This is a genomic window from Variovorax paradoxus (genome assembly GCF_024734665.1).
Classification (GTDB): Bacteria; Pseudomonadota; Gammaproteobacteria; order Burkholderiales; family Burkholderiaceae_C; genus Variovorax.
This window is the reverse complement of record NZ_CP102931.1, coordinates 1,562,807-1,575,146: the sequence shown is the minus strand read 5'-3', so window position 1 is coordinate 1,575,146 and position 12,340 is coordinate 1,562,807. Positions and strand designations below refer to the sequence as shown.

At 67.4% G+C, this 12,340-nt stretch carries 12 protein-coding genes; 5 read left to right on the top strand and 7 right to left on the bottom strand.

Features of this window, described 5'->3' with window-relative positions:
- Window positions 1–47 precede the first annotated feature (47 nt).
- Together NWF24_RS07330 and NWF24_RS07325 are read right to left on the bottom strand one after the other, a co-directional pair.
- Entirely contained in the window at window positions 48–860 is an 813-nt protein-coding gene (locus NWF24_RS07330) for a helix-turn-helix domain-containing protein (RefSeq protein ID WP_258353610.1), read from the bottom strand.
- Window positions 826–1,854 (bottom strand): LysR substrate-binding domain-containing protein, encoded by a 1,029-nt coding sequence (locus NWF24_RS07325; RefSeq protein ID WP_258353609.1) that lies wholly within the window; start codon window positions 1,852–1,854, stop codon window positions 826–828. The genes NWF24_RS07330 and NWF24_RS07325 overlap by 35 nt, the downstream gene beginning before the upstream one ends.
- A gap of 97 nt (window positions 1,855–1,951) precedes the next feature.
- Between NWF24_RS07325 and NWF24_RS07320 the strand changes: the two genes are divergently transcribed.
- The gene (locus tag NWF24_RS07320; protein WP_258353608.1) at window positions 1,952–3,253 is read left to right on the top strand and encodes an MFS transporter; all 1,302 of its coding nucleotides are present in this window, start codon (window positions 1,952–1,954) and stop codon (window positions 3,251–3,253) included.
- Here NWF24_RS07320 and NWF24_RS07315 read toward each other — a convergent pair.
- Together NWF24_RS07315 and NWF24_RS07310 are read right to left on the bottom strand one after the other, a co-directional pair.
- On the bottom strand, window positions 3,214–4,275 hold the full coding sequence (locus tag NWF24_RS07315) for an adenosine deaminase (RefSeq protein WP_258353607.1): 1,062 nt from the start codon (window positions 4,273–4,275) through the stop codon (window positions 3,214–3,216). The genes NWF24_RS07320 and NWF24_RS07315 overlap by 40 nt on opposite strands.
- A 96-nt stretch (window positions 4,276–4,371) precedes the next feature.
- Window positions 4,372–5,175: an IclR family transcriptional regulator gene (locus NWF24_RS07310; protein WP_258353606.1), complete on the bottom strand. Its 804-nt coding sequence runs from the start codon at window positions 5,173–5,175 to the stop codon at window positions 4,372–4,374.
- A gap of 201 nt (window positions 5,176–5,376) precedes the next feature.
- Between NWF24_RS07310 and NWF24_RS07305 the strand changes: the two genes are divergently transcribed.
- Genes NWF24_RS07305 through NWF24_RS07290 form a run of 4 tightly spaced genes read left to right on the top strand, consistent with a single transcriptional unit; the run spans window position 5,377 to window position 8,874 of the window.
- Window positions 5,377–6,144 carry an ABC transporter substrate-binding protein gene (locus NWF24_RS07305; protein ID WP_258353605.1) on the top strand — a complete coding sequence of 256 codons (768 nt, stop codon included), beginning with the start codon at window positions 5,377–5,379 and terminating at the stop codon, window positions 6,142–6,144.
- Between the two features lie 14 nt (window positions 6,145–6,158).
- Entirely contained in the window at window positions 6,159–6,830 is a 672-nt protein-coding gene (gene ehuD, locus NWF24_RS07300) for an ectoine/hydroxyectoine ABC transporter permease subunit EhuD (protein ID WP_258353604.1), read from the top strand.
- Window positions 6,827–7,597, top strand: a complete 771-nt coding sequence (locus tag NWF24_RS07295) for an amino acid ABC transporter ATP-binding protein (RefSeq protein ID WP_258353603.1) — start codon at window positions 6,827–6,829, stop codon at window positions 7,595–7,597. Before ehuD ends, NWF24_RS07295 begins: the two co-directional genes overlap by 4 nt.
- On the top strand, window positions 7,594–8,874 hold the full coding sequence (locus tag NWF24_RS07290) for an NAD(P)/FAD-dependent oxidoreductase (RefSeq protein ID WP_258353602.1): 1,281 nt from the start codon (window positions 7,594–7,596) through the stop codon (window positions 8,872–8,874). The genes NWF24_RS07295 and NWF24_RS07290 overlap by 4 nt, the downstream gene beginning before the upstream one ends.
- Window positions 8,875–8,880: 6 nt before the next feature.
- Here the strand turns inward: NWF24_RS07290 and NWF24_RS07285 are convergent, their stop codons facing one another.
- Genes NWF24_RS07285 through phnY form a run of 3 tightly spaced genes read right to left on the bottom strand, consistent with a single transcriptional unit; the run spans window position 8,881 to window position 12,325 of the window.
- Entirely contained in the window at window positions 8,881–10,269 is a 1,389-nt protein-coding gene (locus NWF24_RS07285; protein ID WP_258353601.1) for an FAD-dependent oxidoreductase, read from the bottom strand.
- A 23-nt stretch (window positions 10,270–10,292) separates the two neighbouring features.
- The gene (locus tag NWF24_RS07280; protein ID WP_258355255.1) at window positions 10,293–10,859 is read right to left on the bottom strand and encodes a phosphonate degradation HD-domain oxygenase; all 567 of its coding nucleotides are present in this window, start codon (window positions 10,857–10,859) and stop codon (window positions 10,293–10,295) included.
- Between the two features lie 17 nt (window positions 10,860–10,876).
- The gene (gene phnY, locus NWF24_RS07275; protein WP_258350481.1) at window positions 10,877–12,325 is read right to left on the bottom strand and encodes a phosphonoacetaldehyde dehydrogenase; all 1,449 of its coding nucleotides are present in this window, start codon (window positions 12,323–12,325) and stop codon (window positions 10,877–10,879) included.
- Window positions 12,326–12,340 lie beyond the last annotated feature (15 nt).

Below are 12,340 nucleotides of genomic sequence, written 5' to 3'. Positions count from 1 at the left end.
CCAATCTTAAGACGGGCGACGCGAACGCCTCGCCCGCGTGCCCTTCTTTACATTGACGCCAGCCCCTGCTGATGGCCCCAGGCGTGCGAGGCGCCGTCGTCGGCAGTCACGCGCACCTGGCTCGCCAGGAAGGACGGCGACAGGCCGAAGTAGCGCTGGAAGGTGCGGCTCATGTGCGCCGCATCGGTAAAGCCGCTGACCAGCGCCACATCGGTGAGCGGGCGCCGCGCGGTGAACTGCTGCACCGTGCGGCGCACCTTGGTCCACAGCGCATAGCGTTTGACCGACACGCCCACCTGCCGGGCGAACAGGTGCGTGAGCCGGTCGGGCGAGAGGCAGGCCACCGCCGACAGGTCGCGCAGCGGAATCTGCCCCGCATGCGCGCGGATGGCCTGCAGCACGCGTTCGATGCGCGGGTCGACGGCCGCTTCGATCTCGGGAAACTCGTTGATAGCCTCGACCAACTTCACGCTCAGCGCCCGCAGCCCGCGACTGCAAAGCGCGCCGTGCTGCGCCGGATCGAACTCGTCGCGCAGCCGGCCGAAGCGGCGCGCATCGATCGGCAGGATGCCGTGGCCGCCCATGCGCTTTGCGAGCATGCGGTAGGCACTAGACGCCGGATCGAGATTGAGCGACAGCAGCCCGCAGCCATCGACGTCAAGCCGGCGCGACACGTGCGGAGCGACCAGCGCCGCGGTGCAGTGCACGCGCGTGCCGTCGACCGCCTCCAGCGCAAAGGGATGCCCGCTGACCGACGCCAGCAGCGTGGCCGACGAGCGGGCCGTCAGGCCCGACTGGATCGCCGGCGTGATGTAGAGGAACCGGTCATCCCACAGGTGCAGGAAGTTTTGCGTTGCCATGCCGTGCCACTTTTGTTTTTGTCTCCAGCGGCGGATTCTCCTGCATCGGAACGGCCATGGGCTGCACATGCTGGCGCACCGCCTCCAGCAGCAGCATGGCCAGCCGGCTCGCCGGGGCCTCGGAGTGAGCCTGCGCGCGATAGAGCACGAGCGATATCTGCGGCAGCGCCGGCAGGGACAGCATCGTGCGATCGATGACACGCACATGCGAAGGCAGCCCGAAAGGCGTGCGCACCGTGAGGCCCAGGCCGGCCGAGGCAGCAGCCCACAGCGCCGCAAGGCTGGCACTGCCAAAGGCGCGGCGCCATGGCACGCCAGCACGGTCGAGCGCAGTGATGACGATCTCGCGCAGCGGGCACGGGGCGTCGAGCATGATGAGCGGCAACGGCTCCTTGCTCTTGGCCTGGCGCGTGCCGGTACCGCGGTGTTCGCGCTGCGTCCACCAGTCGGCCTCGACACGGTCGGGGGCCTTGGGGCCGATCCACAGCAGGGGCAGACGCGCCACGCGCTCGGCGTATGGCGACAGGGGCTGGTCGCCCGCGTCCCATGCCAGCGCCAGGTCGAGCTGGCCGAGTTCGAGCCGCTCGCGCAACTCGCCGCTGCGCGCCACGCAAGCCTCGATGCGTACCTTGGGATGCGCGCGTGCGAAGCGGCCGAGCACGGCCGGCAGCAGCGTCTCGCCGAAGTCTTCCTGCAGGCCCAGCCGCACCCAGCCTTGCAGATCAGCGCCGCGCATGGCGGCACTGGCTTCCTCGTTCAGTTCGAGCATGCGATGGGCGTACGCAAGCAGCGTTTCGCCAGCGTCGGTGAGTTCAAGCCCCCGGCCGGCCTTGCGGAACAGCACGGTGCCGGCCTGCGACTCCAGCTTCTTCAGTTGCGCGCTCACGGCCGAAGTCGAGCGACCCAGCTTGTCGGCCGCGCGCGCATAGCTGCCAAGCGCGATGCCGGTGGAAAAGGTGCGCAGCACGTCGAGATCGAACATCACCTGGCTCATGTCGGGGCTCCTTTTTGACCATCCTGTTTTTCAGGACGATTGGCGCATTATTTTCTGATTTTCAAAACCTTGGCGGCGGCGGACACTGCGCCGCAACATGACGCAATCCCCTTCTTCCTCCTCTTCGTTCTCGCCGCGCCACCGCTGGAAGGTGCTGACTGCGGGCGTGGCCGCCAACGCGGCGTTCTCCGTGGCCTTCAGTGGCATCCCGATGACCGCCGTGCTCATGCGCACCGGCTACCAGCTCGACAACGCCACGCTCGGGCTGGTGCTCGGCCTCATGGGGCTGGGCATTGCTGTGAGCGAGCTGCCCTGGGGCCTGCTGACCGACCGCTGGGGCGACCGGCCGGTGCTGCTGATGGGCCTGGGCAGTACGGCCATCGCGCTGGTGGTGATGGCACTGTGGGCCGCACCGGCGGCAGGGCACATTCCCGGCCTGGGCTGGCTCGGTGCCGGGCTGCTGCTGGTCGGCCTGCTTGGCGGCAGCGTCAACGGCGCCAGTGGCCGCGCGGTGATGACGTGGTTCGACGCCAGCGAGCGCGGCCTCGCGATGAGCATCCGGCAGACGGCCGTGCCGCTGGGCGGCGGCATCGGCGCGCTGGTGCTGCCTTTCGTCGCCCTGCACTTCGGCTTTGCGGCGCTTTACGGGCTGCTCGCGCTGCTGTGCGCGCTGAGCGCGGCGATGAGCTGGGCGTGGGTGCACGAGCCACCCATTGCGCCGCGCGGCAGCAAGGCCGTGGAAACAACGGCCGCACCGAAGAGCGGCCCGCTGCGCGACGTGCGCGTGTGGCGCATCGTGGCCGGCATCGGCATCCTCTGCGCGCCGCAATTCGCGGTGCTGTCTTTCGGCACCGTGTTCCTGCACGACTTCGGCCATGCGGGCTTCGCGACGATCACCGCGACGATGGTGTTCACGCAGGTCGGTGCGATGGTCATGCGCGTGTGGAGCGGCCGCTGGACCGACCGCAAGCGCAACCGGCCGGCCTACCTGCGTGCCTGCAGCGCGCTCAGCGTGCTGCTGTTCGCCGGCCTCGCGGTGCTGGTGATGGTCTCGGGAACGCATGCCGCCGATTCATTGGCGCTGCGCATTGCGCTGGTCGTGCTGCTGGGTGTGAGCGGAGTGTGTGTGTCGGCCTGGCACGGCGTGGCCTACACGGAACTCGCCACGCTGGCCGGTGCAGCCCGCGCCGGCACGGCATTGGGCATGGCCAACACCAGTGTGTTCCTGGTGTGCTTCGTCACGCCGTTTTCCATTCCGCACCTGCTGGCGCTGCAGGGCTGGCCGATGGTGTGGCTGGCGGCCAGCGCCTGCGCGCTGGTGGCGATGCCGCTGCTGGTGCCGCGGCCCGCCGTGTCGGATCAGAAAGTCGCGAAGGCCGCGTTGAGCCGGTCGACGTAGGCGCGCTTGGCGGCCGCGTCGATGAAGCTGCCTTCGAAGCTATTGGCAGCAAGCTGCCAGGCCTGTTGCACGCTGAGCCCGGTGGCCGCGAAGGTCTGCGTGAAGTTCTGGTTCATGTAGCCGCCGAAGTAAGCCGGGTCGTCCGAGTTGACGGTAGCGACCAGGCCCGCGTCGAGCAGCGCGCCGAGGTTGTGCTGCGACAGATCGGGGAACACGCAGAGCTTGAGGTTCGACAGCGGGCACACGGTGAGCGGAATGCGGTCTTGCGCGAGCCGCTTCATCAGCGCCGGGTCTTTGGTGCTTTGCACGCCGTGGTCCACACGCTCGACCTTGAGCACGTCGAGCGCGCTCCACACATAGGCCGGCGGGCCCTCTTCGCCCGCATGCGCGACAAGGTGAAAGCCCAGCTCGCGGCAGCGTGCGAACACGCGCGCGAACTTCTCGGGCGGGTGGCCGACTTCGCTCGAATCGAGCCCCACGCCGATGAACTTGTCGCGGAATGGCAGCGCCTGCTCCAGCGTCTCGAAGGCTTCTTCCTCGCTCAGGTGGCGCAGGAAGCACAGGATGAGCGTGGCGCTCACGCCCAGCTTCGGTTGCGCATCGACGCAGGCGCGGTGCAGGCCGTTGATTACCGTTTCCATCGACACGCCGCGCGCCGTGTGCGTCTGCGGGTCGAAGAACATCTCGGTGTGCACCACGTTGTCTGCGGCCGCGCGCTCCAGGTAGGCCCAGGCCATGTCGTAGAAATCTTGTTCCTTCAGCAGAACGCTGGCGCCGGCGTAGTAGATGTCGAGAAAGCTCTGCAGGTTGGTGAAGGCATACGCCTTGCGCAGCTCTTCGACGCTGGCATAGGGAATGGACACGCCGTTGCGCTGCGCGAGCGCGAAGATGAGTTCGGGTTCGAGCGAGCCCTCGATGTGCATGTGCAGCTCGGCCTTGGGCATGGCGCGCAGCAACTCGGGCAGGCGGTCGGCTGCGATGCGGTCGAAGCTCTTGTCGTAGGCGGGGCGGAAATCGGTCATGGTGGGGGACTCTGCTGCTGCGTTGTGATCCCGCACAGCATAAAGCCAGCCACCGCCGGCGCGATGCCTGAAACCGTATAGGCGTCAGTCAGTCAGTCAGTCGATGCTGCGCGCCGAACTGGTCAGCGAGCGCGCGCACAGCAGCAGCGTGGGCGCCAGCTTGCGCACGGCTTCGTCGATCGTCCAGCGGCTGGTCGGCGCCACGATGTGCACCGAGGCCACCGGCCGTCCCTGGCTGCCCAGCACGGGCGCCGCGATGGTCATGTCGCCGAGGAACAGCTCCTCGGCATTGGTGGCAAAGCCCTGCAGCCGCGCCTGGCGCAGCGTTTCGAGGATCGCGTCCACATCGGTGCATGTGTGCATGGTGTGGGCCACACGGTCGGAGGCCTCGATGAGCGCTCGCGCCTCTTCCTCAGGCAGCGCACTCAAAAAAGCGCGCCCCGAAGCCGTGCAGTACATGGGAATGCGGCTGCCGATGGGCATGTGCACCGGCACGAACTGCGCGCTGACGAAACGCGCCACGTAGACCATGTCCAGCCCGTCGGGCTCGGTGAGGCAGGAGGTTTCCGTCGTTACCTTGGTCAGCTCCGACAGGAAGGGGTTGGCCATGTCGATCAGCGAATGGGCCGCCAGATAGTTAAAGCCGATCTCCATCACCCGCGGCGTGAGCTGGTAGCGCCGCGTCTTCGGGTGCTTGCGCACGTAGCCCAGTTTTTCGAGCGTGAAGACCATGCGCTGGGCCGAGCTCTTGGTGATGTCGGTGGCCTCGGCCACGTCGGCCAGCGTCATGGTGCGCCGCCTTGCGCTGAAGGCGCGCAGCACGGCCAGGCCCTTCTCCAGCGACTGGTTGAAAAGCAGGCTCTGGCTGTCTTCGGGGGCTGTGTCGGGTGTGGCGTCCATGGCGGTGGAGTATATCTAATGTCCTTCGAAATATCGAATATCGATTCTTAAAACTCGACTAGTGGTTTCTATTTATTGATTAGAGATTCGAAAGAATCGACTATTGGCATACATGTTGCATCGCAGGGTGCACCACCCTTTTCCGTTCCCTTTCCGTTCACTTCCACTTTTCAACGTCCTTTTCCTCCGAGGAGTGCTTCCATGAATCGCATCGTTCGCCGCCTTCACCGCCTGGCCCTGGGTCTTTGCATCGCCGGTGGCGCCTCGCTCGCCGTGGCGCAGGGCACCACCCCGACCTACAACGTGGGCGCCACCGCCACCGGCGTGCCCTTCACCTTCCTCGACGTGAAGACCAACACCATCCAGGGAATGATGGTCGACACCGTCACCGCCGTGGGCAAGGCGGGCGGCTTCAACGTCAACGTGCAGCAGACGGTGTTCTCGGCGCTGATTCCCTCGCTCACGGCCCGCAAGATCGACATCGTCTCGGCGGCCATGCTCAAGACGGCGGCGCGCCAGGAAGTGGTCGACTTCAGCGACCCGGTGTATTCGTACGGCGAAGGCCTGATCGTCAAGGCCGACGACGCCCGCGCGTATGTCTCGCTCGACGAACTCAAGGGCGAAGTGGTGGGCGCGCAGGTCGGCACGGTGTTCCTCGACATGCTGAACAAGAAAGGCATCTTCAAGGAAGTGCGCAGCTACGACTCGGTGGCCGACATGACGCGCGACCTCTCGCTCGGGCGCATCAAGGCAGGGCTGGGCGACCAACCCATCATGGCCTACCAGATCCGGCAGAACACCTTCCCTGGCGTGAAGCTGGTCGACAGCTACAAGGCCGTGAACGTGGGCGACGTGTGCCTGGTGGTGCGCAAGGGCGACACCGAGACGATGGCCCGCATCAACAAGGCCATTGCCGCCGTGAAGGCAGACGGCACGCTCGCCAAGATCGTGCAGAAGTGGGGCATCTGAGCGCGCGCTGACCCATGGCTGCTCCCACCTTTCTCCAGAACGCGCAGGACTTCCTGCCGATCCTCCTGCAGGGCGCGGTGGTCACCGTGCAAGTCACGGTGCTCGCCTTTCTGCTGAGCAGCGCGCTCGGCCTTGCACTGGCGCTGATGAAGCTGTCGCCCGTGCGCGCCCTTTCCTGGGCCGCCACGGTGACGATCAACGTGATTCGCGGGCTGCCGATCATCGTGCAGCTGTTCTATATCTACTTCGTGCTGCCGGAGTTCGGCGTGCAGCTCACGGCCTTCCAGGCCGGCGTGATCGGCCTGGGCATCGCCTACTCGGCCTACCAGGCCGAGAACTTCCGCGCCGGCATCGAGGCGGTCGATCCGGGCCAGCGCGAGGCCGCGCAGGCCATGGGCATGCGCTCGGCGCTGATCATGCGGCGCGTGATCTTGCCGCAGGCCTTTCGCATCGCGCTGCCGCCGTACGGCAACACGCTGGTGATGATGCTGAAAGACTCCTCGCTGGTCTCGACCATCACCGTGGCCGAGATGACGCGCGCCGGCCAGCTCATTGCCTCGTCGACCTTCCAGAACATGACCGTCTACACGCTGGTCGCCCTGCTCTACCTGTTGATGAGCCTGCCGCTGGTCTACGGCCTGCGCCGGCTCGAGAAGCGCTTTGCCGCCGGGAGAAAACAAACATGATCCACGTCGAAGGACTGGAAAAGCGCTTCGGCACGCACCGCGTGCTGCAGGGCGTGAGCCTGAACGTGGACAAGGGCGAGGTCGTGTGCCTGATCGGCCCTTCGGGCTCGGGCAAGTCGACGGTGCTTCGCTGCATCAACGGGCTGGAGTCGTACGAAGGCGGCGAAGTGCGCGCCTTCGGCGAGCGGGTGGACCGCAACGGGCCCAACATCCACCGGCTGCGCAGCCGCATGGGCATGGTGTTCCAGCGCTTCAACCTGTTCCCGCACCGCACCGTGCTGGAGAACGTGATGGAAGGCCCGATCTACGTACTGCGCCAGAACGCGGCGCAGGCGCGCGAAGAAGCGCTGGCGCTGCTGGCCAAGGTAGGGCTTGCCGAGAAGGCGCAGGCGTATCCGGCGCAGCTCTCGGGCGGGCAGCAGCAGCGCGTGGCAATCGCCCGCGCGCTCGCGATGAAGCCCGAGGCCATGCTGTTCGACGAGCCCACTTCGGCGCTCGACCCCGAGCTGGTCGGCGACGTGCTCGGCGTGATGCGCGCACTGGCCGACGAGGGCATGACGATGATCGTGGTCACGCACGAGATGGGCTTCGCGCGCGAAGTGGCCGACCGCGTGTGCTTCCTGCACAGCGGCAGCATCGTGGAGGAAGGCCCGTCCGCGCAGGTGCTGGGCGCGCCGCGCCAGGCACGTACGCAAGACTTCTTGCGGCGCGTGCTGCATCCGTCTGGTGCTGTAGCGTCTGCGGCGTCCGCGGAGGTGCGTGCATGAGTGTTCGCGCGTTGCCTCCTTCGCTCTGGGCCGACACCGCACCACCCGCTCCGCCAACGCCGCCGCTGACCGAATCGCGCAAGGCCGACGTGCTGATCGTCGGCGGCGGCTTCACCGGCCTCTCGGCTGCGCTGCATCTGGCCGAGGCCGGCGTGCAGGCCTGCGTGCTTGAAGCGCACGAACCCGGCTGGGGCGCGTCGGGGCGCAACGGCGGGCAGGTGAATCCTTCGCTCAAGCACGACCCCGATGAGCTGGTCCAGCTCTATGGCCAAGCGCGTGCAGAGCCCTTGATCGATGCGGTCTCGCGCTCGGCCGACCTGGTGTTCGACCTGATCGCCCGCCACCGCATCGACTGCCAGCCGGTGCGCAAAGGCTGGATCCAGGCCGCCTACGCACAGAAGGACGTGGCCGCGCTGCATGCGCGCGCCGAGCAGTGGGCGAAGCGCGGCGTGACGACGCTGCAACTCGACCGCGCCGCCGTCAGCGCGCGGCTCGGCACCGAAGCCTTTGCCGGCGGCTGGCTCGACGGCCGCACCGGCAGCATCCAGCCACTGGCCTACACGCGCGGGCTGGTGCGTGCCGCGCAGGCCGCAGGTGCTTCCGTGCACGGCGGCACCGAAGTCACGGCGCTGGAGCGCCGCGGCACGCACTGGCATGCGAGCACATCGACCGGTGCAAGCGTCACCGCCGAGCAGGTCGTCATCGCGACCAACGGCTACACCGGCGCGCTGTGGCCGAAGCTGTCGAGCACCGTGCTGGCCGCCAACAGCTTCATCGTCGCGACCGAACCGCTCAAGGGCCCCGCGGCCGACGCCATCCTGCCGGGCGGCGAAACCGCATCGACCTCGCAGCGCCTGCTGCTCTACTTCCGCAAGGACGCGCAGGGCCGCCTGCTGATGGGCGGGCGCGGCCACTTCGCCGACCCGGCCGGGCCCGCGGATTTCGCGCACCTCGAACGTTCGCTCGAACTGCTGTTTCCCCAACTGGGGCCGCTGCGCTACGAGTACCGCTGGGCCGGCCGCATCGCGGTCACGCGCGACTTCATGCCGCACGTGCACACGCCGGCGCCGGGCGTGACGGTGGCACTGGGCTACAACGGGCGTGGCATCGCGCTGGCCACCAGCATGGGCAAGCACGTGGCGGCGCGGCTGGTCGATGCGGGCGCGGATTTTCCATACCCGGTGACGCCGATCGCACCGATCCCGCTGCATGGATTGCAGCGCTTCTACGTGGCCGGCGGCGTGGCCTGGTACAGCCTGCTCGACCGGCTGGCCTGAACGCGCTCAGCCCTTGTCCGACTTGCCTGCCGCGTCGGCGAACTTGCTCAGCAGCCGGTCGACCATCCACGGCCGGCTGTCGCGGTCCTCGGCCGCTTCCTTGCGGCGGATCGCGTCGCGCACGACGATGGAGCCGATGTAGCGGATCGGCTCGGGCGGAAACTGCCCCAGCGGCCCCTGGATGAGCGGGCTGCGCGTCCAGGCGTTGTCCTCGTCCAGCAAAAGCGATGAAAGGATCTGCCCGCCCATGTAGGTCGGCCCCACGCCGTTGCCCGAGTAGCCGAAGCCGTAGTAGATGTGCGGCGCGCCGTTGAGCTTGCCGAAGAACGGGAAGCCGGTCACGGAGCGGTCCGAGGGCCCGTTCCAGCTCGCAGTCACTGGCACGTCGCGCAGCGAAGGAAAGAAGCCATGCAGCGCGCGCGTGAGCTCGGCCTCGTAAGGTGAGCGCTGGTCGAACACCGGCGCGATGCGGCCGCCCCAGGTGAAGGTGTTGCCGCCCTTGCCCAGCATCAGGCGACCGTCCACAGTGGTGCGGTAGTAATAGACGAAGGTGCGCGAATCGAGCACCGAGACGCCATCGACGAGCCCCGTCGCGCGCAGCAGCTCGGGGCATTTTTCCGTGATGACCATGTCGCTCGACACGATGGCGATCGTGCGCTCGAACTGAGGCAAGGCGCTGGCCATCCACGCGTTCATCGCCAGCACCAGCTTCGGCGCCTCGATGCTGCCGGCCGGCGTGCGCACCGTGACCGGATGGCCTTGCGTGAAGTCGATCATCGGGCTGCGCTCGTAGATGCGGATGCCCATGCGCAGCGCCACGCGCCTCAGCCCCCGCACCAGCTTGCCCGGATGCACGGTCGCGGCGATGGGCGAATACACGCCCGCCAGGTTGCGCGCGGAGCCCGAGCGGCGCGCGACTTCTTCGGGCGGCAGCGTGCGGTAGGAATGAAGGCCGCAGTCCTCCAGCCCTTTCATCACGGGGTCGAGCGCGCCGACCTGGGCCTGCGAGGTTGCGGTGTAGAGCGTGCCGTCCTGCCGCAGCTCGGCATCGATGCCGTGCGCGCGGCAGAAGTCGGCGATGTGTTGCACCGCATCTTCCGAGGCCCTGACGAGGCGGATGGCCTCGGCTTCGCCGAACAGTCGGCGCAGCGTGAAGAACTTGGTCGACCACGTCAGCAGGCAGCCGCCGTTGCGCCCACTCGCACCGGAGCCGCAGAGATCGCTCTCGACGATGGCAATGTCGAGCGCCGGGTTGCGCTGCTTCGCCTGGATGGCGGTCCAGAGCCCGGTGAAGCCGCCACCAACGATGCAGACGTCGGCGCGCTGCGCGCCCTGCAGTGCAGGTGCGAGGTCGCCGTCGTTGAAGAGGGCCTGTTCGATCCAGAAGGGGCGCATGTCGGAAGGCTCTCGGTTTCAGGTTATGGCTGCTGCGTGGCAGCCTGCCTCGACGCGAGCACCATGTGCCGCGCGTAGTGCATCAGGTCGGGCGTCTTCGCATCGGCGCACTTGGCACTGTCGTCCCAGCGGCGCAGGCGCACCGCGTCGAGCGCATGCGGCAGCGCTTCGAACTGCCTTGCCTGTGCTTCGTCGAACACACCGCCCTGCAGCACCAGGCTGCGCTGCGAATCGGCCGACAGCGCTTCGAGATACCCCGGTTCGCGCGCGCACAGGAAGCGCTTGGCATCCACGTGCAGCCGGATCGGGTCGAGCGTGGCCGGGCCGAACAGGTGCTTCAGGAAGGCACGGCTGCGGTACTGGTGCAGGTCGTCCAGGCCCTGCTGCGTGGGCGTGCCGTCCATGTCGTGCAGCAGGTGCCCCAAGTCGTGCAGCAGGCTTGCAGTGATGAGTTCGCTGGATGCACCGGCCTGCTCGGCCAGGTGCGCGGACTGCAGCGCGTGCTGGAGCTGCGTGACGGGTTCACCGTCGTACTGCGCGTGGCCCCTGGCCTCGAACAGGGCGACGATGCCCTCCACGTCCAGCGGCACAGCGAGCGATGCTGCGACTACCACGGCAACGAATAAGTCTTGGTATTGGTAAAGCTCTTCATGGCCTCGAGCACGCCTTCCTTGTACCCCAGGCCCGAGTCCTTGATGCCGCCGAAGGGCGTGAGCTCCAGGCGGTAGCCCGGCACCTCGCGCACATTGACGCTGCCCACGTTCAGCTCGCGGATGAAGCGCGTGATGTAGTCCATGCGGTTCGTGCACACCGCAGAAGACAGCCCGTAGGCCGTGCCGTTGGAGATGCGGATCGCGTCTTCGATCGTCTTGAAGCGGATCACCGGCGAGACCGGCCCGAAGGTCTCGTGCTTGGCCACCGTCATCCCGGGGTCCACATGGTCGAGCACCGTCGGCGAATACAGCGCGCCGCTACGCACATTGCCGTACAACAGCTTCGCACCCGCCTTGATCGCCTCGTTGACCACCGCCTCGAACTGGATCGCCGCCGCCTCGTCGATCACCGTGCCCATGTCCGTGGCCGGGTCCATCGGGTCGCCGTACTTCAGGGCCTTCGTCTTGGCCAGCAGCAGCTCCACGAACCGGTCCGCCACCGCCTCGTGCACCAGCATGCGCTTGATCGCCGTGCAGCGCTGGCCCGAGTTCTTGTACGAGCCGCTGGCCGCCAGCGTGGCCGCCTCCTCGACGTCCGCATCTTCCATCACGATGATCGGATCATTGCCCCCCAGCTCCAGGATCTGGCGCTTGTACACCGCCTTGCCCGCGATGTACTTGCCGATGGCCACGCCCCCCGTGAAGGTGACCAGGTCCACGTCGGCGCTGGTGAGCATCTCGTCGGCAATCTCCCTCGGGTCTCCCGTGATCACCGACAGCATCGGCGGCGGCAGGCCCGCCTCGTACAGGATGTCGGCCAGGATGAAGGCGGTGAGCGGCGTCTTCTCGCTGGGCTTGAGCACCATGCGGTTGTTGGTGGCAATGGACGGCGCCACCTTGTGGATCACCTGGTTCAGCGGGTGGTTGAACGGCGTAATGGCCGTGACCACGCCCTGCAGCGGCTCGCGCAGCGTATAGACCTTGCGGCTCTTGCCGTGGTGCGTGAGGTCGCAGGAGAACACCTGGCCGTCGTCCACCAGCGCCTGGTTGGCCGCGAACAGCAGCACGTCGGAGGCGCGGCCCACCTCGTACAGCGAGTCCTTGCGGCACAGGCCCGACTCCATCGTGATCACGCGCGAGATCTCGTCCAGGCGCGAGGCGATGATCTCGCCCGCGCGCATCAGGATCTTGTAGCGCTCGTAGCGCGTGAGGGTGGGCTTGTAGTCGCGTGCGATCTTGTAGGCCACCCGAACATCTTCGAGCGTGGCCTTGGGCACGGTGGCGATCACTTCGCCGGTATAGGGGTAGGTGACGTCGATCGTGCGGTCGCGGTGAATCCGCTCGCCGGCAATGCGCAGGGCCTCGCGGTGGACGGTGCCTGGCTTCAGGATGGCTTGGCTCATGGGGGAGTGCTCCGG

Excerpts from the sequence above, each read along its gene's own strand:
- NWF24_RS07290 (WP_258353602.1), top strand. The coding sequence starts at position 7,594 with ATGAGTGTTCGCGCGTTGCCTCCTTCGCTCTGGGCCGACACCGCACCA.
- ehuD (WP_258353604.1), top strand. The coding sequence starts at position 6,159 with ATGGCTGCTCCCACCTTTCTCCAGAACGCGCAGGACTTCCTGCCGATC.
- NWF24_RS07330 (WP_258353610.1), bottom strand. The coding sequence starts at position 860 with ATGGCAACGCAAAACTTCCTGCACCTGTGGGATGACCGGTTCCTCTAC.
- NWF24_RS07325 (WP_258353609.1), bottom strand. The coding sequence starts at position 1,854 with ATGAGCCAGGTGATGTTCGATCTCGACGTGCTGCGCACCTTTTCCACC.
- NWF24_RS07320 (WP_258353608.1), top strand. The coding sequence starts at position 1,952 with ATGACGCAATCCCCTTCTTCCTCCTCTTCGTTCTCGCCGCGCCACCGC.
- NWF24_RS07310 (WP_258353606.1), bottom strand. The coding sequence starts at position 5,175 with ATGGACGCCACACCCGACACAGCCCCCGAAGACAGCCAGAGCCTGCTT.
- phnY (WP_258350481.1), bottom strand. The coding sequence starts at position 12,325 with ATGAGCCAAGCCATCCTGAAGCCAGGCACCGTCCACCGCGAGGCCCTG.
- NWF24_RS07295 (WP_258353603.1), top strand. The coding sequence starts at position 6,827 with ATGATCCACGTCGAAGGACTGGAAAAGCGCTTCGGCACGCACCGCGTG.
- NWF24_RS07285 (WP_258353601.1), bottom strand. The coding sequence starts at position 10,269 with ATGCGCCCCTTCTGGATCGAACAGGCCCTCTTCAACGACGGCGACCTC.
- NWF24_RS07305 (WP_258353605.1), top strand. The coding sequence starts at position 5,377 with ATGAATCGCATCGTTCGCCGCCTTCACCGCCTGGCCCTGGGTCTTTGC.
- NWF24_RS07315 (WP_258353607.1), bottom strand. The coding sequence starts at position 4,275 with ATGACCGATTTCCGCCCCGCCTACGACAAGAGCTTCGACCGCATCGCA.